Below are 25,796 nucleotides of genomic sequence, written 5' to 3'. Positions count from 1 at the left end.
CGATTTCGGAGGAAGGCCGCAACCTTCCCTTGAAAACCGATTCGACATCGCCGCGCACTATCGCGGCACCCCTCCTTTCAGCAATCGACATGCGAGCTTTGACCAGACGACGAGCGAGGCCGCCGTGGCGTGCGTATGGCCAACCGTCGCTCCACGCTGCAGCGATTGCTCTGCTCCGATGCTAGGTGCGCCGCGTTCCGCATTCGGGCAAACGCGGCATTCATAGGAGGAGACATGTCGACGACTTCAGCGCGCGCGTGCCGACAGGAGCCATCAGAAGCGTTGCTCTTGTTGGCGGAATTCCTTGACCTACCACTTCGAAGCGGAGGCAGCCTGGTGAAATGCAGCAATGCGACGAGCTCTGCGGCATTTACGTCGGAAATGCCACGGGAGGACGGGGGCATCTGACGGTTTACGGAACCATTTCGGCTGGCGTCGCTGCGTCGATTCGAAGCTCCACGAGAGCCGGACGGAATCGGTTAGAGATTGGAGGTCGACACTATTATTTCATCCGGAGTCTGAAGTACTTCGAGGACCGAGGCGCCGATATCTTCGCGCCTGCCTGAGTCGACGCGCCCAGCGTCGAGCCGGACGGTCCTATCCGCGGGGCGCGCTCGGTGAAAAGTGGTTCGAGTCCAGTCGCCCATCCTTTCGTTCGGCGGGACGCGGGACCGGAGCTTTTCCTTGCTCGCTCAGTAAAGCGAGCGATGGGTTTATTCAAGTGCGGACGGCAAGTTTCAGGAGCTGAGCGGGCGGTTCCGGTCGGTTGCACCGATGGCATGCTTTCGGCACGGGGCGAAGGTCGAGTTCATCGAGCATCCGGCGCCTTAGACATAGGCATTGGCGGCAATCAGGGCTGCGCCATTCGCGTGTTTCTCGTCATTTGCGTCATTGGGAGGGTGAGCCGTCGGAGCGACGGCAGCCCATCGTCCTGGAGTACGAGCCGCGCCGCGCGGGCTCAGACGCAGGGCCCGAGAGCCATCGTCGAAGGTCGGTATTCAATGCGCCGACGTTCCGTGACGACAGTGTTCGCATAGGCAGCGTTTCGTCAATGCAGGCTTTCGCCCGAACCCGTCCCACGGCAGTACGATTTGAAGACGGAAGGGAGCGTCGCGTGGAAGATACGCCGAAGAGTGCGTCCGAGCGTTTGGCGCAGTTGGACTTGAACATCAGGAAGACAAAGCAGCTGATTGCCGAGCATGCGGCACGCTCCCCTAAAGACAGAAATCAATACCACTTGTCATCTGACGTCTCACTCACAACCTTGGAAGATAGTCTGGACGCGCTTCAGTACTATCGCAAGGTGCTGACGACGCGGCTTCGCGGCCACATAGACGGCGACGACAAAGGTAACGGTTGAAAGCGCGAACGTAGTACCATCAGCGCCGATGAGCCGGGCAATCGACTGTCGCCCCCAGTCGCTTGGCGGCGGCTCTTCGCGACTTTGCCACCGACTGCAGCGCGAACAGAATTGACCTGTCTCGTTACTCGAACGGGCACGACGCGCGACTGGTACCGTCGATTAGCGATTAGGCGATTGGGCGCACACGGAAATACTCACCAGCGCAGGCAATCGGGTTCTAGCTGGACGGTCATCAAGTATCATCTTCGCGGGCAGGCGGCTGGCCTGCTAGGCCGAGCCGAATCAGCGGGAGCCGCTCCATAGCTTCCATAAGCTTATAGAAATCAACAGGCTTGCCTATAAATGCATCCCAGACGACTGGCGCATGCATCGGTGGTTCGCCGCCTGAGACGAGGACGACCGGAACAGAGGCGAATGAGGGATGGCATCTCAGCCGTTTGCAAAGCTCAATGCCGTCCATTTCCGGCATCTCCATGTCCGTGACGACCAAATCCGGTAAGTGCTTCGTTACCTCTGCCATCGCCAAGTTGCCGTTTGCAGCCACTGCAACGCGGAAGTCGTGCACTTCAAATACGAACTGGAGTGCTGAGAGAGAGTCAGCGTCGTCGTCGACGAGAAGGACAGAGTGCATGGCGGGCGCCCACAAACAGTGGTTTCCTACACAGATTTTTTGCAGCTCGTACCAGCGTCAGTTATACCCCTGTCGGACTGCGACGGTTTGACGGCCACGTTGCCATCCGCTATCGCCGCGTCAAGCGGCTTCCGACCCTCCGCGCTCCAAGGACCCTTCCTACCGCTCTACGCGCGCCACTGAGACGCCTTCCCCTCCCGACAGCCTGCTTTCATATTTAGGCAAAGCATATCTCTTCGATGAACAACGTCGAGACGCATTCGAGGTGCCAGCGTCGGGGCCGTTTTGGGGCAAACAAGCCCGGTGCCTGAAGAACGGCATCGAGCCGGTATTCGTAGACCAGCCTCCGGAGCGCGCTCTCCGTAACGACATGGAATTACGCTCGAACGGCTTTTATCCCGGAAGGACGCCGATTTAACCGCAACCAGAAAGTCGCCACTACCGACAACAGTTCCGACAGTTCTTCGAAACCGATTGGTTTGACCAGAAACGCGTTAATGCCGAGTTCATAACAGCGACGAACGTCCCGCAGTTCTCGAGAAGACGTCAACGCTACCACTGGCACTGCAGCGATTCTTGGCGTGCGGCGAATCTCGCTTAGAAGTTCGAGCCCGCTTACCCTCGGGAGCTTAAGGTCCATCAGTACCAGTGCTGGGTCGTCGCCGACACGGTCCTCCCAAACGCCCTCTCGACGTAGGTATGCGAGAGCCTCCACGCCGTCCGGAACGGTCTCGACCGCGCACGAATCAAGGTAAGGCTCCAAAGCGCTAAGTGCCAGGTCGAGGTCACGGGAATTATCTTCGACAAGCAGGAGCGATTGCATATGCTTAAAAACGAGCGCGTCGGCCCAACATGACCAGCAACGTGCATTCCTAATCCTGTACACGGCGGTGCGTCGACGCCGTGACTGCTCACAAATCCCGGTCTCTTTGCGGTGAAAGCGCGATTGTTCGAAGCGTCGCTGTTCCTCGGCGCCGCGAATGCCATCACATCGTTTCCGGTGCTTGCGCGCATTATTCACGAGCGTGGTCTCGCAGGTACCTCGCTCCGAACACACTGGCGCTGACCGCCGGCGCGGTCGACGACTCCGCTGCCTGGTGCATTCGCGCGGTATAGGCGAGCTTCGGCGGCTCTTGGTCGAGTGCACACGCCGCTATGGGAGACGCCGCCGGCTTCGGCCTCTTCATTAGGCTCTTCCGACAAAGGATTCTGATTCGCCTTGCAACACCTTGGACCCTAATACGCCCCTTTCCCAGACTGTGCTGGCCGCTGTAATAGTCTTGATTGCCCTGGGCGCGTTCGCGATGGACGCACGGCATCCACGCGGTGTTCTGCTGAGGCGTCGCGCCGCCGCGAGACACATTCGCCGAGCGGCTGCACAGACCCTTTAGCCCTTCGTGGCCGTCTTTTTGCTCCCGATGTTCTCCACTTAATCCCGCTTTAACACACGGCCCGACATACCAATTGACCCCACCCTAGTAGGCGCGGTGAGGCCATGGCTATCGGAGCGCTCATGAAGGCGCGAGGCTTGATGGAACTATCATCGTCAATATCGGCCTTCAACCGGAGTCATGCTGCCCGGTTTTGCTTTCAGTCCTCGTGCTCATCGCGATTTTGGGTACGCTGATGGCAACGGCAGTGTTCAACTAGATTGTTCGTCGACAGTCTGACCGGCCGTCCACGCTCGTGACGAAGTCAGGCGTTTCAGCGCAAAATTTGCAATTGCGAGAACGACGTCAATCTCGGACCATCAAGACGATGGTCTCGAGCGGGGCAGCCCTCGACGAGGACCGCCCGATTTGCTAAGGCCGCGATTACGCAAGCGGGTCGCGGCTGCCGGTGGCGGGGGTAGTTCCCGTCAGAGGGTCGCTGCTTCCGCTCAGCGGGTCCGATGCGGTCGACCAGTACGGCTGACGGTTGTAGTACTGATGCATGGAGCTTCCCCAGCCAACGTCAGCCATCGACGGCCAGTGGTCTTTGTCGAAGCCTGGCTCGCTTTTGATACGGTCGGCAGTGATGTCGACTCGGAACACCTTTTGGTCCGTGTCGAGCGTCAATGCATTCCAAGGTATCGCCCGGAGGGTATCCCCCAATGCCGAGGAAGCCGCCGCTTGTCAGAACGGCGTACGCAACGCGACCGCTACGCACATCCAGCATGATGTCTTTAATCTTTCCAACGTCCTCGCCGTCCGACGTGATAACCGTAGTGCTGTCAAGCGTGGACGCTGCCATGACATCAGGGCCGGGGCCGTCACCCACTCCACTGCCTACCATGTTCGCGCCGCCTTGCGCCGCGCCGGAACCAGTCAAGCTGCTTGTTGTCATGATTGACGTCTCCCATTAGGTTGCCCGCTCTTTTCCTTCTCAAAGAAGGGCTGCTCGTTTCACGACTGCGTCGGGCAGCGAGCGGCATAAGGACCTATCGTGCGCGCAATGAGCGTGCCGCCGCTTCCGCCTCCAGCAACGACGCGGGGACGCGTACCGGCAATGACGGGCACGTCGAGGACACCTCGAGGCACAAGCCTGACGGCAACGAATCTAGCAGCTCGTTGAAATACTTCGTCGAACGGTCATCCCGAATGAAAGGGTGAACGTTGAATCTGATGTCATTCACGAGAGCGAGATGGAACGGATGCGCGGCAGCGATAGTTTTACCGAGTCGATGTTCACGGTGTTGAAGCTTGATGATTTCGTGCCGAAAGACCATCCGTTGCGTCCGATTCGTACATGGCTCAATGACTCGCTCAAGCGCATGGATGATGTGTTCGCGCGAATGTACGAGGCAGACGCGAGAGGTGGCCGACCAAGCATTGCACCGGAGAAGTTGGTTCGCGCGCTGTTGCTGCAGGTGTTGTACTCGATTCGCAGCGAACGGATGTTGATGGAACAGATTTCCTACAACATGTTGTTCCGCTGGTTCGTCGGTCTGCCGATGGACGGAACGGTGTGGGACCATTCGACGTTCAGCAAGAACCGCGACCGCCTGCTCGAACACGATGTACTGGTGTTGCTCTTCAACGAGACGGTCGAAACGGCTCGCGAGCGAGGCTATCTCTCTGGCGAGCACTTCAGCGTCGATGGCACTTTGATTCAGGCGTGGGCCGGGCATAAGAGCTTCGTGCCCAAGACGAGTCCCGACGACGATACGCCTCCAGACGAACCGCCCGCACCGAATGACAATTGGCATGGGCAAAAACGCAGTAACGAAACGCACCAATCCACGACGGACGAGCAGGCGGGCCTGTTTCGCAAGAGCAAGGGAACGGGAGCGATGCTCTGTTATATGGGTCATGTATTGACCGATAACCGACACGGACTGGTTGTCAACGCGCAGGTGACGCTGGCGACCGGCACCGCCGAGCGAGACTGCGCGGCGCAGATGCTTGCTGATGCTGCGAGTGTCGCACCGAGCGGCATCACGGTCGGCGCGGATAAGAACTATGACACCGCCGGCTTCGTAGCCAGTTGTCGCTCGAATCGCGTCACGCCTCATGTGGCGCAAAACGAAGGGCGCTCAGGAGGCTCAGCGATTGATGAGCGAACTACACGTTGGCCGGGCTACGCGGTGAGCCAGCAAAAACGTAAACGGATTGAACAGGTGTTTGGATGGGGCAAGACGGTCGGGCGAATTCGACAAGCGATGTGTCGGAGACTTGAACGCGTAGACCAGCTCTTCGTGCTGACCCAGGTTGGCTACAACCTGACGCGTATGCGAACACTTGCCGCTTGAGAGGAAGGAAGCATCGATAGGTTCGGTTTTGTGGACTCACGAGCAGCCTCGAACGCTCACAAAGATTTTTGTACGTTTCAGAAATGCGAGTTCAGCATCCGTCGCAACGCGCCTTAGCGCGCCAACGACGGATATTTCAACGGCCTGCTAAACCTCTAACCTGCTCAGTCGACCTGCGCGACGGCGGCAGCCGTGGTCTCGCGAAGGCCCGTGCGAATGACATCGACCAGGCGCTTGATGTCGTCCGCCGTGTTGAACACCGCCAGCGAAATCCGAATCCCGCCTCGCTCCGGCGAAACGCGCACATCGTTACGTGCAAAGTGGTCCGCCCATTTTTGGACCGGCAAGTCCAAGACGTAGATATGATTGCGCTGACCGCGCTCGCGCGGACCGACGACCTTTACGTCGAGCTTATCGAGCTCGCTCAGCAACTGGTCTCCCAGTGCCGTCACGTGCTTCTGAATGTTGCTCACGCCCACGCTCTCGATAAGCTTGATTGCCGCATCCAACGCGTGCAAATCGGGCAGGTTGATGTTCCCGAACTCGAACCGAAGCGCGTCCTTCCGAACAGCCATGTCTTCCGCGCGCGCGATGTAGTCGGCCGGCGGGTTCAACATGCTGGACATGGCGATATACGCTGGGCGCAGCTCGTCGAGGCCATCTGCCACATACAGAATGCCCAGGCCTTGCGGAACCAGAAGACCCTTGTGCGTACCAGCGGCGAGCACAGAGATGTTGAGAGCCTTAACGTCGACCGGAATGACGCCGACTGACTGCATGGCATCGACGACCAAATAGATGCCGCGCTCCTTGCACAGCTTGCCGATGCTGGCAAGGTCGTGCACCTGACCTGCGTGGAAAGTGACGTGCGAGAGCGTAACGACCTTCGTCCGTTCGTCGATGAACGGCTCGAACGTCTTTGCCGCCGCGATTTCGTTGTCTTTCAGCGGGACGAAACGAACTTCCACACCCTTGCGCTTCAGGTTCAGCCATGCGTAAGCGTTGTTCGGATGGTCGCCCTCGATAAGGACGACGTTGTCACCCGCTTCCAGCGGCACAGCGTTCGCGGCGATATTCAAGCCTTCCGAGGTGTTTTTCGTGAACGCGATTTCCGACGGCGAGGCATTGAAGAAGCGCGCCACGTTTGCTCGCGTTTCTTCGACACGGCGAACCCAGACCGGCTTCGGACCGGCCATCTCGTAACCCTCGGTCAGGAACGAATACAGTGCATCGCGCACGGGCAGCGACAACGGGGTTTGGTGTGCCGAATCGAGGTACAGCTGTCGCTTGGTGACGGGAAACTGTTCGCGGACGGATGCAAGCTTTTCAGTGGCAATCATTTTCTATCTCACTTCAAAAAGTGTTAGTACGTGGCCTCAGAAGGAGGCGTGTGGTCGATTTCAGAATTCGGTTGCAAGTGCGGCACAGGCGGGACTTCAAACGTGGGCCGGGTCGCCATGGTCGTGAATTTCCTGCGTTGTCGTTGCCCGCAACTCGCGCTTCGCTTCGCGCTTCGCTTCGAATTTGGCGATGACGGCGCACGCGATGCTGTTGCCGACAACGTTCGTCACGGTACGGCCCATATCAATGAAGGTGTCTGCGGCGAGCAAGAGTGCGATGCCGTCCGGCGGGATGCCGAAGAGCGGCAAGGTCGCGGCCACCACCACAATCGAGGCGCGCGGTACACCTGCGATGCCTTTGCTCGACACCAGCATGACCAGCAACATGCCCAGTTGCTGTTCGAACGACATGTGGATGCCATAAACCTGCAGAAGGAAGACAGAGGCGAACGCCTGGTACATCATCGAGCCATCGGCGTTGAACGAATACGCCAGCGGCAGCACGAAAGACGTAATCCGGTTGGAGATGCCGAATTTCTCCAGTTGCTCAAGCATCTTCGGGAAGGTTGCCTCGCTGCTCGACGTCGAGAACGCGATAAGCATCGGCTCCTTCACAATGCCGAGGAGGAGGAAGACTGCTTTGCCGAGGAACAGGAAGCCGATTGCGACGAGACACGCGCAGAGCAAGAACATGCCGGAGTACACGCCACCGATAAACTTACCGTATGTGCCGAGGACGCCCAAGCCTTGCACCGTCACGACTGATGCGACTGCCGCGAAGACGCCGACCGGGGCGAATCCCATCACGAAGTCGGTCACTCGCAACATCACCTTGAACGCGCCTTCGATAGAGTGGTTCAAGCGACGGATGGCCGGTTCCTTGTCGCCATAAGCAGAGACGGCAAAACCAAAGAACAGCGCAAACACCAGAATTGCCACCACATCGTTCTGCGCCATTGCAGAGAAGATGCTCTGCGGCACGATGTGCGCGATGAAGTTCTTCAAACTGAACGCGGCGGTGCTCACTTCGACCGCTGAATCGGCGTGAGGCGGCGTTACGCCGACGCCAAGTGCCATATGGTTAGACAGCGCGAGGCCGAGTATAAGCGACAGAACGGATGCAGCAACAAACCAGAGCATGGCTCGAATGCCTACGCGACCAACGTCGCCAGGGTTCTCGCAATGGCTCATACCCGCAACTACGCCCGTGAAGACAAGCGGGGCAATAATCATCTTGATGAGGCGCAGGAAGATGTCGGTCAGTGTCGACAGGTATCCTGCAATCTGCTTATTGAGCTCGGCCGAGCCCGTGGTGTGGTGTACGGCTGCACCCACCGCCACGCCGGCGATGAGTGCAATCAGAATCCACGTGGAAAGTCGAATGCGCTTCATGGTTGTCTCCTCCGAAGAACTTACGACCGGACTGGTTCTCAGTCCTGGTTAGAACATCGCTTTTCAATCACGCGAGCAAGTGACGCGCGTGATGCTCAAGGTGTGAGGCGATGAAGGTCGAAATGAAAAAGTAGCTATGGTCGTAACCGGCGCGACGGCGCAGTCGCAGTTCAACGTCGCCTCGAGCGGCCGCTTCGACCAAAAGGTCCGGCTTCAATTGAGATTCGAGGAATTCGTCGGCTTCGCCTTGGTCGACCAGAATTTCAGGACCGCTCCAGCCTTTTTCTGCGAAGAGCTGCGTCGCGTCGAACTTCGCCCACTGCGCGCGGTCATCACCGAGATACCCAGTCAGCGCCTTTTCGCCCCAAGGACATTGGGTGGGGGCGCTAATTGGAGAAAAGGCCGAAATCGTGCGGAAGAGCGAAGGATTGCGAAGACCAATCGTGAGCGCGCCATGGCCGCCCATCGAGTGTCCGGAAATGCCGAAGCGCTTCGCGTCAACTGCGAATTGCGATGCGACCAGCTCGCGCAGTTCGTCCACGATGTACGAGTACATCCGGTAATTCTTCGACCAAGGTTCCTGGGTCGCGTCGACATAGAACCCGGCGCCTTGGCCGAAGTCATACGCGTCATCGTTCGGGACGTCGGCACCGCGCGGACTGGTGTCAGGGGCAATGATTGCAATGCCGAGCGCGGAAGCTGCTCGCTGCGCACCGGCCTTGGTAATGAAGTTCTGTTCGGTGCAGGTCAGACCGGAAAGCCAAAAAACCGCGGGGACAGAATGGGTGACGGCTGCCGGCGGGAGATAAACAGCGAAGCGCATGTCGCACTTCAGAGTCTCGGATTTGTGCGAGTAGACGCGCTGAGTACCGTCGAAACAGCGGCTGCTCGATACGAGGTCGAGATTCATACCGAAGCTTCGGGGACGCGAGCCCCCCCTTCACCGTAACTGCTGCTCGTGCGTTCATTAAGTCCTCTGGGGTGGAAGCAAGCCAACATTGGTTCAGCAATCTCGTTGCATGTTCCAATTTTTGGTTCTTAAAATCCCACTGTCAAGAACTAATCAATTCTGCGAACGCTGGAGAATGCAGACTTCCGCGGCTGGAATGCCGCGCTGGCAAAGCGCGAGCGCCGAAATGTGCCGTTTGTCGTTCGGGTGTTCGCTAGGGATAATCCCTACGACCACTCCGGATTAGTGGAACTACGAAGTTCCGTTTTGTGGAATACATCGCATATACTGTCCTCAAGATGAGCGTTGAGCGATTTGTAACTTCACACAAGAGAGTTTGCGATGACCCAAATTAAGTCCACTAGGCTGGAGCACGACCTGCTCGGCGACCGCGAGGTACCCGGCGAGGCGCTTTACGGCGTTCACACTCTTCGGGCACTGGAAAACTTCCCAATCAGCGGCATCGCTATCAGCCAGTACGGTGGCCTGGTCCGGGCGCTCGCGGAGATTAAGCTAGCAGCGGTTCAGACGAATGCGGAACTCGGGCTCATCGACCGAGAGCGAACGGAAGCGATTGCAGCGGCCTGTACGGAAATCATCGACGGCAAGCATCATGAGCATTTTGTCGTCGACGTCATCCAAGGTGGCGCAGGTACGTCGAGCAACATGAATGCGAACGAGGTGGTTGCGAATCGCGCCCTCGAAATCCTGGGCGCAGGGCGGGGTGAATATCACCGTCTGCATCCCAACGAACACGTCAACATCGGTCAGAGCACCAATGACGTGTATCCGTCCGCCATCAAGCTTGCGCTGCAGTTCTACATCGACGAGTTGCTCAGCGCCATGGCCTACCTCCGCGAGGCTTTTCAGCTCAAAGCTGAGGAATTTGCCGGCGTGCTGAAGATGGGGCGCACGCAGCTCCAGGACGCGGTCCCGATGACGCTCGGTCAAGAATTCAGTACCTACGCCGTCATGCTCGAGGAAGACGAGGCACGTTTGGCCGAGGCTCGACTGCTGCTTCTTGAAATCAACCTAGGCGCCACGGCCATTGGCACAGGCATCACCGCACACCCGGATTACGCGGCAGGAGTTTGCCGTCACCTTCGCGACAACACAGGTTACGCTTTCCTTACCGCCGGAAATCTTGTCGAGGCAACGCAAGACTGCGGCGCTTTCGTACAGGTCTCCGGTGTTCTCAAGCGCATCGCCGTAAAACTTTCGAAGACGTGCAACGACTTGCGACTACTCTCTTCCGGTCCGCGCTGCGGCTTGGGGGAAATTCAGCTTCCGCCGATGCAAGCTGGCTCCAGCATCATGCCGGGCAAGGTCAACCCGGTTATTCCGGAAGTGGTCAACCAAATCGCATTTGAAGTTATCGGTAATGATTTGACCGTCACGATGGCGGCTGAAGCCGGGCAACTTCAGCTCAACGCGTTTGAACCGATTATTGCGTTCAGCCTCTTCAAGAGCATTCAGCACCTTGCGGCGGGCTGCAAAACGCTGGCCGACCGGTGCGTACGCGGCATCGTGGCAAACCACGAGCAACTGCGCGCCAGCGTCGAGCGGTCCATTGGCGTGGTCACGGCGCTGAACCCGTACATCGGTTACGCGAATGCGACGAAAATTGCCCGCGAAGCGCTCGAAACCGGAACCCGAGTCTACGACTTGGTTTTGGCGCAAGGTCTTCTGTCGAAGACGGACCTCGACCGAATCCTTGACCCGCTGGCGCTCACCGTTCCGGAAAACCAACCTCGCTCATATTTGCTGACGCCTGAAATCCCGGTCAGCTGCGAGCCGAGCGAAGGTGCCGTCCTGCCGGTTTCCAAGGCCGTTCAATAAACCTAAAAAAATGCCCGGCGACCCTTCAGGTCGCTCGGGCACTTAAAAATTTCGGGTATCCTTATGCGTCCACACACCGTACATATCGCCTGGAGTCAGCGCCCCAGCTTGTCTACAGAGCACGAAACTACGAAAGTCATGCATAAGGTCGACATCCCGATTCCTGACGCACCTGAGCCGGAGGTTTCTCCGACTGAGCGTGCATTTCATATCATCGAGATGACGGCGCAGCTTGGTCGCGTGACGACGTCAGAAATCGTAACCGCACTTGGTATTCCCAAGACGACTGCTCACCGGCTGGTGAGCAACCTTGAAGACTTTGGCTTCCTTGAGCACGGAATTGAGCGCGGCCGCTATCAGGTCGGCCCTCGCTTACTCGAACTCGCCACCAATATTTTGGCTGCTTCAACGTCCCGCGGACCGATACACGCGCTCTTGATGGAGCTGTCGCGCCGGACAGCAGAAACGGTCAGTTTGGGCGTAATGCGTGGCTCGGAAGTGGTGTACATCGACAGCGCCATCGGCAACTCAGCGCTGACGCTCAACTTCCAGAAGGGACACCGGGCTCCGGCGCACTGCACGTCTAGTGGGCGCGTGTTTCTTGCCAATATGGAAAAGAAGCAGCTCGACGCCTACATGTTGAGCGGTCCGTGGGAACCCATCACGCCGTACACCATAGTTGACCCCGACCGGCTGCGACTTGAAATTGACCAGGTCCGCAAACAGGGCTATGCGACGAACGACTCCGAGTTTGCTATTGGCGTAGTCGGCGCGGCAATCCCCATAGCCGGCCCAAATGGTCGCATCATCGCCTGCCTGAGTATTTCTGCTCCGAAAGCTCGTAAGACTCTCGAAGAGGTCACGCTGCTTGTGCCGATGATGCAAGCGGCAGCGCTGCGCATCACCAAGATTCTTAGCATCGTTGGCTCGGACGACGTCGAAGACGAGCCTGAAGTTAAGCCGCCACGACGCAAACGGTCTTGAAACTCAAAAAGGGCGACCTATGCGGTCGCCCTTTGTTTTTCTTCACTCAGTAAGCTGCAGCCCATCCGTCTCTGCGCGGGTCCGACGCAGCGACCCGCGCTCCGTTCTCCAGGACGCGGATACAGGCCACGCTGCACGGTCCATCAAGATACGGAACTTCGACCAAATGATGCCCTCGGTCCCTGAGGCCTTGTTTCGCCTGCGCCGGGAAGCTGTCTTCGATTGTGAGTGCGTTATCACCGCCGTGGGGCCAGTTGGCTCCTTGACCACCCTGGGAGCTGCTCCATCGCGGCGCTTCCGCCAAGCTCTGCGGGTCTAGGTTGAAATCGATGAGACCGACAGCAACTTGTAGATTCGTCTGGACCTGGTCGTCGGCTCCCGGCGTCCCGAACACAGCCCAGACCTTGCCGTCTTTCAAGACCATGGGCGCGTTCATCGTATGTCGCACGCGCTTGCCAGCCATCAGCTTGTTCGGATGGGCGTCATCCAGATGCCAGCAATTCATGCGGTTGTTCAGCAGGATGCCCGTGCGTTCGAGCGTGACTCCGGAGCCGAACGAATTGTTCAAGCTCTGAATCGCTGATACGGCGTTGCCCCAGCGGTCGACCACGCAAAAATAGGTCGTGTTGCCGTCGCCTGCTGACGGACGCACCGGGCGAATTGCGCTCTTTCGCGGGTCGATGCTTTCAGCCAGCGCCTCGAGACGTCGGAAGTCCAGTATCGTTCTCATCGGTGTCTCGAAGTGTTCCGGGTCTGCCCCGAGTTTCTCTCGCTCGACAAACGCCAATTTCTTGGCCTCGATGAGCGTATGAACTACGTCTGGGGAGAAGAAGTCCGAAGTGTCTTTTGGCAACCTTGCCTCGACCAGCTTCAGAGCCTGAAGAAGGACGAACCCGGTCGAGTTTGGAGGTGTTTGACGCACCTCGTAACCTCGATATGTGACAGCGATGGGCGTTTGGACCTGTGCCTCGTAGCTCGCCAGTTCGGCCGCTGTGATTAAGACATTCGCATCGCGCATGTCCGCCGCCACAAGCGCTGCGAGGTCGCCTCGATACAGCGAGTCAGCTCCATCTCTTGCGAGAGTCTCCAAAGACGCCGCCAGATGTGGCTGCACGATGAAACCTCCAATGGCCGGAGCTTCGCCGTCCCGGAGAAATAATTTGGCAGAGTACGCGTACGGCCGGACTTGGTCTGCGTACCGGGACGCGAATCTTTGGTAGACGTGCGTGACACCGAATCCGTTGATTGCAGCATCAATCGCCGGACCGACTAACTCCGCCCACGGTATTCTCCCCTTTTGCGAGTGCATCAGGCCGAGGGCACCGACACCCCCCGGCACTGAGACGCTACCCGGACCTCGAAGCGGCAAAGACGACATTCCTGGAGTCACTGCCGCTTGGGGCGCGAATCCGGAGCCGTTGTACACGAGACCTTGAGCGGTGTCCGCGAAGAAGCAATGATAGAAGCCATCGCCACCGAGCCCGGACATATGCGGTTCGACGACACCAATCGCGAGGGAAACCGCGACTGCGGCGTCGACGGCGTTCCCGCCAGCGCGCAAAACATCAAGTCCAGCCTGTGTCGCGACTGGGTGGTTGCTGGCTACCGCTCCCGACCGGCCGATGTTCATCGGCCGAAGTGCTCTTTTGACATCCATCATTGCGCTCATCACGTCAGAATAGAAATCGATTTTGGGACCTCAGGCAGCAACCAGCCTGTGCCGAAGAACGATAGTCGCTGCAAGGCTCAGCAAGGCGCAAGGGACAAGGTAGAGTGCCGGCGCCAAGTCGCTTGCGGTGAAAATCGTGATTGCCGATACGATGAACGGGGTAAATCCGCCAAACACCGTGGTGCCGATGTTGTAACTCAGCGCCATTCCAGTCGCGCGCGTCTCCGGCGGGAATGCCTCTGCCATCAGCGCCGGCAGAGCACCGAAATACACTGACTTCACCAGCGCAAGCCAGAACATCACCAACATGAGGGTTCCAACGCCCGGGAACATCTTGAGCATGTAGAACGCCGGTACGACGGTCAGCACGAAGGCAAGAGCACCAATTACCATCAGTCTTGTTCGCCCCAACTTGTCCGAAAGAATGCCGACGAATGGAGTGCCGAACGTCAGTACCAGCCCTGCGACGAGGTTTGCCGAGAATGCGGAACTACTGGGCAAATGCAACTGCTTCACGGCAAAGACCGGCATGTAGAGAATCACATGCGCCGCAACCGTAGAAACGATGAGGGTTCCAATTGCCAACGCGACATTGCCTTTCTGGTGAAGAGCGATTTCTTTCAGAGGCGCAGTTTCGCGCTTGGCGATTTTGAATTCGGTGCCTTCCTCAACATGCCTGCGGATATAGAGGCCGACAGGGCCGACGAGGAGCCCGAAAAAGAAAGGAATCCGCCAACCCCAAGCGTCGACTTGCTCGTGCGAGAGAGACAATGAGAGCGCGAGCCCGAAAAGCGATGCCATTACGGTCATGAAGCCTTGGCTCGCGAACTGGAAGCTCGCGAGAAAGCCTCGCCGCTTCGGGTCGTTCTCGACAAGCAGTGCAGTGGAACTTCCAAACTCGCCTCCAGCCGAGACACCCTGAATCAAGCGAGCGACGAGGATGCCGACTGGAGCAAAGAGACCGATTTGCGCGTAGGTCGGCATCGTCGCAATCATCAACGTCCCCACCATCATCATGCCGATGGATAGCAACATGGAATGTTTGCGGCCGACCCGGTCCGCTATAGCCCCGAGCCACAGCGCGCCGACGGGGCGCGCTATGTACGAGATGCCGAACGTCCCGTAAGCCAGCAGGATAGATGTACCGGCGTTGCCCGCCGGAAAGAACGCCTTAGAGATGGATACGGCGAAGTAGCCGTAAACGACGATATCGAACCATTCGAGGGCGTTACCTATTGACGACGCGACGATGAGACGACGCAGTGAGGACGACGACCTCTTTTCAGACTGAACACCTTCGAGCGCATGACTATTCATGGCGTCTCCTGGAAAATTGCTTTTGTGAATGACGACGCGTTTTTAGGACTCAACCTGCCTTAGGCGCTGTTTCCCCAAGGTCCCAGAACAGGCCAGCCATCAGTTGCAAGCCTTCGCGAGCCACACTCGGCACGAGATGCTCGTTCGGTGCGTGTTGGGAACAGGCTGGATACGAGTGGGGTACCCAAATGGTCGGCAGACTGAGTGTCTGCACGAACACACTGTTTGGAAGCGTTCCGCCAAGGTTTGGAAGCACCGCGACTTTCCGCTGCGCCGTTTCTTCCAGGGAACGAATGGCCCATTGTGCCCAGGGCGCATCGGGGTCGAGTCGAGTCGCCGAGCTGCCGAGCTTGACGCTCACGCGAACCATCGGATAGCCGGATTCGTCAAGTCTCCGTCGGATTCCGTCCGCGATTTCCTCAACGGGCGTACCTACGACATAACGCAGTTGTAGATGAGCCGTCGCCTTCGGCGGGATGGCGCCAACTGGCTTGTTGACATCAGCCGATGACATAGCCAAAACCTCGAGCGTGTTCCATCCAAACAGTCGCTCCGCTGGCGTGAGCCCTTGCTGTCCCCAATCTTCATCTACCGTCGGGTCGTCTGGTGCACCGCCGACCTCGATGTCTGCGAGCGCTGCTTTCACGGATTCAGGAAGCACACGAGGCTTCATGCAACCGAGCAAAATCTCGCCGCGGCCGTTGACCAGTTCTCCAATTGCGCCGACCAGGGTTGTCGCAGGATTGCGCAGAAGACCACCCCAATTGCCGGAGTGATGCGCGCCCTCGCGGAGGTCCACTTCCAAGCCAATGCTAACGATGCCCCGCGAGCCAAAGAACACCGTCGGGCGCGCAGCCGAGAGGCGAGGACCATCGGAGGCGATAAGTGCGTCGGCCGCAAGTCGCTCTGCGTGGATTGCGCAGAACTCGTCGAGGCCAGGAGACCCGCATTCTTCGCCGGTTTCGAAAAGCACCTTGACGTTGAAGCCGACCTTGCCATTTCGAGCAGAGATGACACAGTCGAGAGCAGCGAGGTTAATGGAGTGCTGCCCTTTGTTGTCCGCCGTACCGCGGCCATACCAGCGGTCGCCATCTTCGGTGAGCTGCCATGGCGAAAGGTTGCTTCTCCATCGCTCGTCCATACCCCTTACAACATCTCCGTGCCCATAGAGCAAGACCGTCGGGTAGGAAGTTGACTCGATGCGTTCAGCCACGAGGAACGGACCAGCATCTTCAATCGGATTAGGCACCTGAGAAACGACGAAACCCATGCGTTCGAGAGCAGGACGCATTTCCTCTTCCAGATACGCAATCAACTGCGGGCGTTTCGCGGGCTCCTGACTTTCAGACTGGTAAGCGACGCGGCGAGCTAGGTCGCCGAAGAAGCTCCCCGAATCGAAATGTTCGCGTGCTAGCGCGATGGCTTGTGAACGGCTCAAGTTGTTGTCTCCAATCAGTGTCCGAACTGGTTCGATGTAAGTTAGGTCTGCATCTTTTTTACCCAGTTTATGAACCGACTGGCCCGCCAACAATTAGAATCAAAATAACGACCGATTGCCAAAAAGGCAAAGCACATGAAACCGTCCCTTCACGGCATTGGCCTTCGCTACTTCGTTGAAGTCGCGCGCACGGGTTCCCTTACTGATGCGTCTGCCACGCTGCATGTCGCGACTTCTGCAATCAGCCGACAGATAGCGAAGCTCGAAGAGGAACTCGAATGCCAGCTCTTCGAACGGCTTGCCCGCGGAATGGTATTGACCGAAGGCGGTCGAAAACTGATGGCGTTTGCGTCGCGAAGTATGCTCGACGGGGAACATGTCGCAAACGACATCCGTGGCATCGCGCTCGACAAAACGGGCACGGTCCGCGTGGCATGTACGCAAGGATTCGCGTACAGCTTCATGCCCGCCGTTATCGCGTCGTTTCGTGAAGGACATCCGAAGGTGAAGTTTCAGCTGTACGTCGGTTCGCCTAATGCCGTAGCGCAGCGTGTGCGAGATGGAGAGTCCGACATCGCGCTTTCTTTCAGTCTGCGTCCGGCATCTGGGGTTCACATTGAATACAGCGAGCCGGCGCTCATTCATGTGCTTGTGCGGCAAGACGACGTGTTGGCGAAGCGCCACCATCTGGCGCTGGTGGACCTCGCTGGTCGTGAGTTCTTGCTGCCGGAGCAAGGGACGACACTCCGAGAACTGGTCGAAATCGCTGCTGAACTCGCGGGCCTGCATCTGGACCCAATACTTGAGAGCAACAACAGCTATTCGATGTACGCGTTTGCGAAGCGCACCGGCGCATTGATGTTCACCGCAATGCTCTCAGTGACAGGGCGGTTCATGGAAGACGGGTTCGTCGCGATTCCCTTGAAGGACGATGTGCTGGCTCGTCGTGAGTTTCAAATCCAGACCATGTCCGGACGCCTCCTACCACCGTTGGTCAAGAATTTTTGCGACCACGTGATTGAACAGAAGGACAACATCAACGGAGCGAAGGCAAACCGTCCTAAAAGGGACGGTTGATGCCTTGCGTCGTTTGTTAGTCGGTTGCTCAGTCGAGTTGCATCGTGACGGCGGGCGCGTTCTCGGTTTGGCCGCTACGAATGACAGAGGCGAGTCTCTCCACGTCCTCGGATGTGTTGAACATCGCAAGCGAAACGCGAATGCCACCCCGTTCCGGAGAAACGCGAACGTCATTTCGCGAGAAGTAGTCTGCCCACTTTTCAACGGGCAGGTCCAACACGTAAATGTGGTTGCGCTGACCGCGCTCGCGCGGACCCACGACGTTGACACCAAGCTCATCGAGGTGCTTCAAAAGCAGGTCACCAAGCTCGTTCACGTGCTTTTGAATATCCGCGACACCGACGCTATCAATAAGCTTGATGGCTGCATCCAGTGCTTGAAGGTCAGGAAGATTCAGGTTGCCCATCTCAAAGCGCTGCGCATCTTTGCGAACCGCCATGTCCTCGGAACGAGCGATGTAGTCAGCTGGCGGGTTCAGCATGCTTGACATTGCGATGTATGCCGGACGCAGTTCGTCCAAGCCGTCTGCAACGTACAAAACGCCGAGACCTTGCGGCACCAACAGTCCCTTGTGTGTGCCAGCGGCTAGTACCGAGATATTCAACGCTTTGACGTCAAGCGGGATGACGCCAACCGACTGCATGGCATCGACCACCAAATAAATATTGCGCTCCTTGCAGAGCTTGCCGATGCTTGCTACGTCATGCACCTGCCCTGCGTGGAAAGTGACGTGCGAGAGCGTAATGACCTTTGTTCGCTCGTCGATGAACGGCTCGAACGTCTTTGCGGTCGCGACTTCGTTGTCTTTGAGAGGGACGAAGCGAATTTCGACGCCCTTGGCCTTCAGGTTTAGCCACGCGTAGGCGTTGTTCGGGTGGTCTCCTTCGATGAGCACCACGTTGTCACCTGCCTTCAGCGGTACTGCATTGGCGGCGATGTTCAAGCCTTCCGATGTGTTTTTCGTGAATGCGATTTCCGACGGCGATGCGTTAAAGAAGCGGGCGACGTTTGCGCGCGTTTCCTCTGCCCGGCGAATCCAGACCGGCTTCGGCCCAGCCATCTCGTACCCCTCGTTGATGAACGAGTGCAGCGCGTCACGGACGCTGAGGGATAACGGCGTCTGATGTGCCGAGTCCAGATACAATTGGCGCCTGGTCACAGGAAATTGTTCACGAACGGCGGCGAGTTTTTCGGTCGAAATCATTTGCTTGTCTCTCTTGGTCGAATTGTCCGAACCTGTCACGCGGCGACTTTGTCGCCGTGGCCATGGACTCGGCTCAGGAATGCGCGGACGCGTTCGTGCTTGGGCTTGTAGAAGAACTCAGAAGGCGGTGCCTCCTCGACAATATTTCCGCCATCGATAAAGATGACGCGGTCGGCGACCGCCTGTGCGAAGCCCATTTCGTGGGTGACGCACAACATCGTCATGCCGTCTTTCGCGAGACCGACCATCGTGTCCAGCACTTCCTGAACAACTTCAGGGTCGAGCGCCGACGTCGGCTCGTCGAACAGCATCACGGAAGGGGTCATGCACAGGGCACGGGCTATCGCTACGCGCTGCTGTTGGCCGCCCGAGAGCTGCCCTGGATGCTTGTTCGCCTGTTCGGCGATGCGGACCTTTTGAAGGAAGTGCATCGCTCGGTCGCGGGCCGCGGCCTTATGCTCTTTGCGAACCTTGATTTGCGCGAGCATACAGTTCTGCAACACAGTCATGTGCGGGAACAGGTTGAAGCTTTGAAAGACCATGCCGACTTCACGACGGATATCGGAGAGTTTGGTGAGTTGCGCCCCGGTTTTCAGGTCCTTCACTGCGACCGTCCCGCTCTCGAACGTCTCAAGGCCATTGATGCATCGGATGAACGTCGACTTCCCTGAACCGGACGGGCCACAAATCACGATTCGCTCGCCGCGCGTGACGCTTAAGTTCACGCCGTTCAGTACGCGATGGTCGCCGTAGCTCTTTTCCAGTCCCGAGACCGTGACAATGATTTCGTTGGATGTTGCTTCTTCAAGCATGATTACCTCAGCAGACACGGTTCACTTAGGGACGGGGAAGACCAAGGGCGCGAAAGGACTTCGCCCGGCGCACCGTTCCCGGTGTCTTGCGACGAAGGCGCTCGGCGAGTTCGGAGCCCACAGAGCAAAGAATCAGGTAGACAAACGCGACGAACGTGTAGAACTCGACCAGCTTTCCGTCACGTTGCGCAATCTTCGCGGCCGTCCCGAGGAAGTCGTTGAGCGACAGCACGTAAACGAGCGCGGTGTCCTGGAACAGGATGATGGTTTGGGTGACGATAATCGGGGCCGTCGCGCGCAGCACTTGAGGGATGATGACCGAGCCGTACATCGTGGCCGTCGACAATCCGAGCGCCTTCGCCCCTTCGTATTGCCCCTTGTTAATCGCCTTGAAGCCCGAGCGCACGATTTCCGCGTAGTACGCCGCTTCGAACATCGTGAAGGTTACGAAGGCAGTCATCTTCGGGCCCAACGGAATCGGCCGTCCTGCTGCTGACAGATGCCCCAGCACAAGTGGAACGAGAAAGAAGAACCAAAAAAGGACCAGAATCAGCGGAATGCAACGCATCAGCGTCACGTAGGCGCTGATGATTTTTGATGCAACCGGAACTTGCAGTTGACGGATGACGGCCATCCCGGTTCCGAGAATGAGACCGCCGATGCATGCAACTGCGGTCAGTTCGACCGTGAACGCGAGCCCGTCCATCAGAAAAGGGAACGCTCTCGCAATGGCTTGGAAATCGAAATGCATGTCTTACTCCTTAGCCACGCGACGCGGTCGTGCTGGTGCCGGGAATCTCGACGAGACGCTCGATGAGCGCCGCCACCTGGTAGACCAGCAAAGCCGTCACGAGGTAAATGACGGTGGCGCTTCCAAATGCACCGAATGTCTTGAAGGTGAACTCGTTGATTTGTTGGGCTTGAGCGGTTAGCTCGAGCAGCCCAATCGTCAGCGCCACGGACGTGTTCTTCAGCAGACCGAGAGCTTCGCTGGTCAGAGTCGGCACCGTGATTCGCAGCGCTTGAGGAATCAGCACCATGCGATACGACTGAAACGTACTCATGCCAAGTGCGTGTCCTGCTTTGAGCTGTCCGTCCGGCAGCGCTTTGATGCCAGCACGAATCTGCTCAGCAACGCGCGACGCGGTGTAGAGGCTCAGTGCAATCACCGCTGGGACGAAGCTCGCCCACGGCGGTGGCACCGACTTGATGTAGTTGCCGAACGAAGCCGGAACGATTTCGGGGAAAACGAAGTACCAGAGGAACGCCTGAACGATGAGCGGGATATTCCGGAAAATCTGCACGTAGCAGCGCCCAATTGCCTGCAGGATGAGCGATGGCGCTGTGCGGAACGAGCCAATAACCAAACCGATAATGAATGCAGCGATACCGGCGGTCACCCACAGCACCAGCGTCCACAGCAAGCCGGACATCAACCAGCTGAAATAGGTGTTGCCGTCTGTGGTTTGTTCAAAGAGGAAGTTCATGTCCCCGTTCTCCCCGAAATCGAAGTACCTGGTAATCAGGCGGGGAGCTTGTCGCTCGGATGCGCGATACGCTCTTTCAGGTCTGTGGAGACCGGGAAATTCAGATTCGTATTGTTCGGCGGAATCGGCTTTTCAAACCACTTGTTGTAAATCTGGACGAACTGGCCCGACGTCATCAGATTGCTCAAAGCCTTATCGACGATGGCTTTGAACTCTGGGTCGTTCTTCGGCACCATCAAGCCGTAGACCAGCGTGTTGTACGAGTCTGGCAAGAACTTGTACTGGCCGGGGTTTTGCGCTTCGGCCTTCTTGGCAGCCAGAAGAATGTCGTCTTCCATGAACGCTGCGGCCCGTCCCGCTTGGAGCATCAGCATCGACTCAGCATGGTCGTGAGCCTGGACGACATTCAGACCGAGCCCGTTCTTCTCGCTCACTTCCTTTGCAAGCTGAACGGCGTTCGACCCCTGCGTCACCACAACGGTCTTGCCTTTAAGGTCTGCAGCGCTCCTGATGCCGCTGTCCGCCTTGGTCAGCCACATCGAGTGGCTAACGAACGTCGCAACCGAGAAGCCGACCTGCTGGAGACGTTGAGCGCTGCTCGAGGTGCCTCCGCACTCGATGGTCACCGTGCCGTTCTGAATAAGGGGAATTCGGTTGGCGCCAGTGACCGGGAGGTATTTGACGTTGAGCTGCGGCAGGTTGAGCGTCTTCTTCAGCTCATCCACCACGTGCGCGCACAGGTCGAGAGAAAAACCTACCGGTTTCTGGTTCTGGTCGATAAACGAAAATGGAACCGACGCCTCGCGGTACCCGAGGGTGATTTCCTTGCTGCTCTTAATTTGGTCCAATGTCGCGCCGGCGAAAGCGGTAGCAGACGCCGCGCACGAGATGGCTACCAACAAGGCTGTCACAACGTACTTCTTCAACATTTGGTCACCCCACAAGTATCAGAACGAGTTTTTCAACTTTTCGGCGGCCGCTACAGGAGCAGTGCTAAACCGTTGGGAAATTAGACGGCCACAAAAAGTTAAAGTCAACACAATCCCGATTAGTGGAAACGCGAAGAACCGATTTTTGGTACGAATGCGAAATTTGCGCACGGAGCCGCTCCAGCGCACCGTGTGAACCGTGCTACCGGATAAGCCGGTGCGTGTACGTGCGGGCGCAGAGCCCAGCAAAGGCTCGCCGACGAAGCGCGATAGCCGAGTGGTGAAGGGCCGCATGATGGACGCGACGCGCGTCCCGGCCTCAACGCTTTTAAACGCCGAGGCTGGACAGCAGTCGTACCCCTGTGCGAGACGTTGGCTCGCTCGGACGAGAACGGTCTTGTCTTGCTCGCGCCTCGGGGGTCCGAACGTTACGCCTCGGAAAGAGCGGCATCAACGACAACTACTTGTCCTTCCTGGCCGCGAGACAATCGTGGCGAGGCGAGGCAAAAGGAGAAATTTCGGGCTAGGTACTTGAACTGCGCGAATGGGGGAAACGTCTCACGAAGCGAGCGGATGCCGGCAACGGGAATCGCCCGGCTTCACCGGCTTGATGCTCTGCGGCAGTCCTGCGAGCTCTTCGCCGCAGTGGCACGCGCGATAAACATGATAAAAACCGAAAAACGGTTCTGTCACGTTCCATAAAACGAGAATTTATAGGTATTTTCCCTGCGGGAACCCGGTTCTCGACGTATGTTTTACGATAATTTATTCAATAAAAACAATTGCTTGCTGATTTTATCGTCGGAAATCATCGCATGCCGAAAAACGGTAGCGTCTTGACGACAACTTTCTGTGCCGCGAAGATGCCGTAATCTTCGCTAGTGGCTCACGGTCGGGGCGCCGAGCGCTCTTCGTCGCCAGTACGACCACGTACTTGGTTCGGTTCCTCGCTTTGACCACCGCGCAGTTTTCGTTGAATGCCGGTGTCTCAGCGCAGTGCGCTCACGGCCATTTCCTCGTCTTCGAAGAGCATATATCTAACGCAGCAGTGCCTCGGGCCGGGAAGCGGCCGGTTGTTCATCTTCGCAGGATTCGCACCATGAAGCGCATTCGACTATCTACCTGGATTCTTATCGCTCTGGTCGCCGGCGTCGTGGTGGGAGCCGTCATCAACAACTCCACGGGCTCCGCTGAACTCAACAAGCAGATTGCTGGATACCTGTCGACGTTGACCGACATCTTCTTGCGGCTCATCAAGATGATTATCGCGCCCCTCGTCTTCACTGGCGTTGTCGCGGGTATGAGTCACAGCGAAAACCCCGGAGACGTCGGTCGAGTCGGAATTCGGGCAATCCTCTGGTTCGTCGCCGCATCAGTGCTGTCGCTGTTGCTCGGACTGTTCCTCTCGAATCATATGGCGCTTGGCGTCGGCGTAACTCCGCCTCACACTGGTGCGGCAGGCGAGGTCAGTACAGCCGCATTTAGTTTGAAAAACTTCGTGTCGCACATCGTGCCGCAGAGCATCTTCCTTGCGATGGCTCAGAACGATGTCGTCGCAATTCTCCTGTTCGCACTGTTCTTCGGTTTCGCAATTTCGGCATTCGGTGATAAGGAGCCCGCCATTCGGTCGCTGCTCATCGCCGTCGAAGGTGCCTTCAAGGTCATGTTGAAGGTAACCAACTTTGTCATGGGCTTTGCTCCCATCGGCGTGTTCGCCGCCGTCGCTTCGACCGTTACCGTTCAGGGTCTGAGTGTGCTCGGAACATATGGGAAGTTCATCAGCGGCGTGTACGCCGGGATGATTCTCCTATGCGCATTGCTGGTCGCGATTGGCTTCCTCTTTCTTGGAAAGGCGGTCTTTCGTCTGCTCGGCTTCGTGAAGGAGCCGATGCTCATCGCGTTCTCGACGTCTTCGAGCGAAGCGACGTTCCCGAAGATGCTCGAGCAGTTGGAGAAGTTCGGCATCTCGAACCGGATTACGTCGTTCGTGCTCCCGCTGGCGTACTCGTTCAACGCCGACGGGTCGATGATGTACCAGGCCTTTGCCTCGGTCTTCCTGCTCCAGGTTTACGGAATCCACATGTCGTTTGAGCAGCAACTCGGCATGCTGCTGGTCATGCTCGTGTCGAGCAAAGGCATCGCCGGCGTGCCGCGCGCGTCGATTGTGGTCGTTGCTGCGACGCTGCCGCTTTTCGGAATCCCTGCGGATGGCATCGCACTGCTGTTGGCGGCCGACACCTTTATTGATATGGGCCGAACCGTCACCAACGTGGTCGGCAACAGTGTTGCGTGCGCCGTCATAGCAAAGTTCGAAGCCCGCCGTGCGGCGTCACGCAAGGGCGCAGCGCGGCGCGACTCCGCCGCTGCATAGGCCCATCCCTATCGGAACCTGCCAGCGTATTGCTATCTTCGCTGGGCAAGTCACTCGTAGTCGTTATTGCTATTTGGAGTTTTTTATGAAGTCACGAGCAGCAGTTGCTTTCGCACCGGGCAAACCTCTCGAAATCGTCGAGATTGACGTTGAGCCGCCCCGTAAGGGCGAGGTGCTCGTCAAAATCACCCACACGGGCGTATGCCATACCGACGCGTTCACTCTCTCCGGAGACGACCCCGAGGGATTGTTCCCGGTCGTGCTCGGGCACGAGGGTGCCGGAATCGTCGTCGAAGTCGGCGAGGGTGTGACCAGTGTCAAGCCGGGCGACCACGTCATTCCTCTCTACACGGCGGAGTGCGGCGAATGCCTGTTCTGCAAGAGCGGGAAAACGAACCTGTGCGTCTCGGTACGTGCCACCCAGGGCAAGGGTGTGATGCCGGACGGCACTACGCGCTTCAGCTACAACGGCCAGCCGCTCTATCACTACATGGGCTGCTCGACCTTCTCTGAGTACACCGTTGTCGCCGAAGTCTCCCTCGCAAAGATTGACCCGAACGCGAATCCGGAGCAGGTTTGCTTGCTGGGTTGCGGTGTCACCACGGGCCTTGGTGCCGTGAAGAACACGGCGAAAGTGCAGCCCGGCGACTCCGTCGCTGTTTTCGGCCTTGGAGGCATTGGCCTTGCCGTCATCCAAGGCGCCAAGCTCGCCGAGGCTGGTCGCATCATCGCGGTTGATACCAATCCCGCGAAGTTCGAACTGGCACGTGCCTTCGGCGCGACCGACTGCGTCAATCCGAAAGACTATGAGAAGCCCATCCAGCAGGTCATCGTCGAGATGACCACTTGGGGTGTGGACCACAGCTTCGAATGTATCGGCAACGTGAACGTGATGCGTGCCGCATTGGAGTGCGCTCATCGCGGTTGGGGACAATCCGTCGTCATCGGCGTGGCTGGCGCTGGTCAGGAAATCTCGACGCGCCCCTTCCAGCTGGTGACAGGACGACGCTGGCTGGGCACGGCGTTTGGTGGCGTCAAGGGTCGCTCGCAGTTGCCGGGCATGGTGGAGGACGCGATGGCTGGCAAGATTCAGCTCGCACCGTTTGTCACGCACACCAGGCCGCTCAGCGGAATCAACGAGGCCTTTGACCTGATGCACAACGGTGAATCGATTCGTACTGTAATCAACTACTAAGCGTTTATGCCGCGCATCGCTTGGTTCTCGGTGCGCGGTTGTCGGCGCGGTCAACACGCGTCGAAAATG

20 protein-coding genes and 1 pseudogene are annotated in these 25,796 nt (G+C 57.9%); 7 read left to right on the top strand and 14 right to left on the bottom strand.

The window, feature by feature from the left end; translation table 11 throughout:
* The first annotated feature begins 1,114 nt into the window (after positions 1-1,114).
* Positions 1,115-1,360 carry a hypothetical protein gene (locus AWB79_RS10780; protein ID WP_157695738.1) on the top strand — a complete coding sequence of 82 codons (246 nt, stop codon included), beginning with the start codon at positions 1,115-1,117 and terminating at the stop codon, positions 1,358-1,360.
* Between the two features lie 235 nt (positions 1,361-1,595).
* Here the strand turns inward: AWB79_RS10780 and AWB79_RS10775 are convergent, their stop codons facing one another.
* The 3 genes and pseudogenes from AWB79_RS10775 to AWB79_RS10765 all read right to left on the bottom strand — a co-directional run bounded on the left by AWB79_RS10775 (position 1,596) and on the right by AWB79_RS10765 (position 4,319).
* Positions 1,596-1,994, bottom strand: a complete 399-nt coding sequence (locus AWB79_RS10775; protein WP_061167412.1) for a response regulator — start codon at positions 1,992-1,994, stop codon at positions 1,596-1,598.
* A gap of 376 nt (positions 1,995-2,370) precedes the next feature.
* Positions 2,371-2,817 (bottom strand): response regulator, encoded by a 447-nt coding sequence (locus tag AWB79_RS41020; RefSeq protein ID WP_061167411.1) that lies wholly within the window; start codon positions 2,815-2,817, stop codon positions 2,371-2,373.
* Positions 2,818-3,808: 991 nt separating this feature from the next.
* Positions 3,809-4,319 (bottom strand): annotated as a pseudogene (locus tag AWB79_RS10765) (PRC-barrel domain-containing protein).
* Between the two features lie 307 nt (positions 4,320-4,626).
* Between AWB79_RS10765 and AWB79_RS10760 the strand changes: the two are divergent.
* Positions 4,627-5,724: an IS5 family transposase gene (locus AWB79_RS10760; RefSeq protein ID WP_061167581.1), complete on the top strand. Its 1,098-nt coding sequence runs from the start codon at positions 4,627-4,629 to the stop codon at positions 5,722-5,724.
* Positions 5,725-5,888: 164 nt separating this feature from the next.
* Here the strand turns inward: AWB79_RS10760 and AWB79_RS10755 are convergent, their stop codons facing one another.
* The 3 genes from AWB79_RS10755 to fghA form a co-directional block, all read right to left on the bottom strand.
* Positions 5,889-7,064, bottom strand: coding sequence for an aminotransferase class V-fold PLP-dependent enzyme (locus AWB79_RS10755; protein WP_061167410.1), 1,176 nt, complete (start codon positions 7,062-7,064; stop codon positions 5,889-5,891).
* Positions 7,065-7,160: 96 nt separating this feature from the next.
* The gene (locus tag AWB79_RS10750) at positions 7,161-8,456 is read right to left on the bottom strand and encodes a dicarboxylate/amino acid:cation symporter (RefSeq protein WP_074169354.1); all 1,296 of its coding nucleotides are present in this window, start codon (positions 8,454-8,456) and stop codon (positions 7,161-7,163) included.
* 67 nt (positions 8,457-8,523) lie between these two features.
* Complete coding sequence (fghA, locus tag AWB79_RS10745) at positions 8,524-9,366, bottom strand: S-formylglutathione hydrolase (RefSeq protein WP_061167409.1); 843 nt, start codon at positions 9,364-9,366, stop codon at positions 8,524-8,526.
* 381 nt (positions 9,367-9,747) lie between these two features.
* On the opposite strand from fghA, the gene AWB79_RS10740 reads away from it, so the two are divergent.
* Together AWB79_RS10740 and AWB79_RS10735 are read left to right on the top strand one after the other, a co-directional pair.
* Complete coding sequence (locus AWB79_RS10740) at positions 9,748-11,244, top strand: aspartate ammonia-lyase (RefSeq protein ID WP_082862324.1); 1,497 nt, start codon at positions 9,748-9,750, stop codon at positions 11,242-11,244.
* Positions 11,245-11,382: 138 nt separating this feature from the next.
* Entirely contained in the window at positions 11,383-12,228 is an 846-nt protein-coding gene (locus AWB79_RS10735) for an IclR family transcriptional regulator (protein ID WP_198399005.1), read from the top strand.
* 46 nt (positions 12,229-12,274) lie between these two features.
* Here AWB79_RS10735 and ggt read toward each other — a convergent pair whose 3' ends face one another.
* The 3 genes from ggt to AWB79_RS10720 are packed head-to-tail and all read right to left on the bottom strand — an operon-like array spanning position 12,275 to position 16,652.
* Entirely contained in the window at positions 12,275-13,888 is a 1,614-nt protein-coding gene (ggt, locus tag AWB79_RS10730) for a gamma-glutamyltransferase (protein WP_157695736.1), read from the bottom strand.
* A gap of 39 nt (positions 13,889-13,927) precedes the next feature.
* Positions 13,928-15,214: an MFS transporter gene (locus AWB79_RS10725; RefSeq protein WP_061167406.1), complete on the bottom strand. Its 1,287-nt coding sequence runs from the start codon at positions 15,212-15,214 to the stop codon at positions 13,928-13,930.
* Positions 15,215-15,263: 49 nt separating this feature from the next.
* Positions 15,264-16,652: a M20 family metallopeptidase gene (locus AWB79_RS10720; protein WP_061167580.1), complete on the bottom strand. Its 1,389-nt coding sequence runs from the start codon at positions 16,650-16,652 to the stop codon at positions 15,264-15,266.
* Between the two features lie 135 nt (positions 16,653-16,787).
* Between AWB79_RS10720 and AWB79_RS10715 the strand changes: the two genes are divergently transcribed.
* The gene (locus tag AWB79_RS10715; RefSeq protein ID WP_061167405.1) at positions 16,788-17,729 is read left to right on the top strand and encodes a LysR family transcriptional regulator; all 942 of its coding nucleotides are present in this window, start codon (positions 16,788-16,790) and stop codon (positions 17,727-17,729) included.
* A 28-nt stretch (positions 17,730-17,757) separates the two neighbouring features.
* On the opposite strand, the gene AWB79_RS10710 is transcribed toward AWB79_RS10715, so the two are convergent.
* The 5 genes from AWB79_RS10710 to AWB79_RS10690 are packed head-to-tail and all read right to left on the bottom strand — an operon-like array spanning position 17,758 to position 22,161.
* Positions 17,758-18,933 (bottom strand): aminotransferase class V-fold PLP-dependent enzyme, encoded by a 1,176-nt coding sequence (locus AWB79_RS10710; protein ID WP_061167404.1) that lies wholly within the window; start codon positions 18,931-18,933, stop codon positions 17,758-17,760.
* Between the two features lie 35 nt (positions 18,934-18,968).
* Complete coding sequence (locus tag AWB79_RS10705) at positions 18,969-19,745, bottom strand: amino acid ABC transporter ATP-binding protein (protein WP_061167579.1); 777 nt, start codon at positions 19,743-19,745, stop codon at positions 18,969-18,971.
* Positions 19,746-19,770: 25 nt separating this feature from the next.
* Positions 19,771-20,496, bottom strand: coding sequence for an amino acid ABC transporter permease (locus AWB79_RS10700; protein ID WP_061167403.1), 726 nt, complete (start codon positions 20,494-20,496; stop codon positions 19,771-19,773).
* A 10-nt stretch (positions 20,497-20,506) separates the two neighbouring features.
* The gene (locus AWB79_RS10695; protein WP_061167402.1) at positions 20,507-21,232 is read right to left on the bottom strand and encodes an amino acid ABC transporter permease; all 726 of its coding nucleotides are present in this window, start codon (positions 21,230-21,232) and stop codon (positions 20,507-20,509) included.
* A 35-nt stretch (positions 21,233-21,267) separates the two neighbouring features.
* The gene (locus tag AWB79_RS10690) at positions 21,268-22,161 is read right to left on the bottom strand and encodes an amino acid ABC transporter substrate-binding protein (protein WP_061167401.1); all 894 of its coding nucleotides are present in this window, start codon (positions 22,159-22,161) and stop codon (positions 21,268-21,270) included.
* A 1,099-nt stretch (positions 22,162-23,260) separates the two neighbouring features.
* Here AWB79_RS10690 and AWB79_RS10685 point away from each other — a divergent pair.
* Positions 23,261-24,532 carry a dicarboxylate/amino acid:cation symporter gene (locus tag AWB79_RS10685; protein WP_096031525.1) on the top strand — a complete coding sequence of 424 codons (1,272 nt, stop codon included), beginning with the start codon at positions 23,261-23,263 and terminating at the stop codon, positions 24,530-24,532.
* Between the two features lie 85 nt (positions 24,533-24,617).
* Complete coding sequence (locus tag AWB79_RS10680; RefSeq protein WP_061167400.1) at positions 24,618-25,727, top strand: S-(hydroxymethyl)glutathione dehydrogenase/class III alcohol dehydrogenase; 1,110 nt, start codon at positions 24,618-24,620, stop codon at positions 25,725-25,727.
* The last annotated feature ends 69 nt before the right edge of the window (positions 25,728-25,796 follow it).

It is taken from the genome of Caballeronia hypogeia (genome assembly GCF_001544875.2).
GTDB classification, from domain to species: Bacteria; Pseudomonadota; Gammaproteobacteria; order Burkholderiales; family Burkholderiaceae; genus Caballeronia; species Caballeronia hypogeia.
The sequence above is the reverse complement of the archived record's forward strand: the minus strand, read 5'-3'. Positions and strand labels throughout refer to the sequence as shown.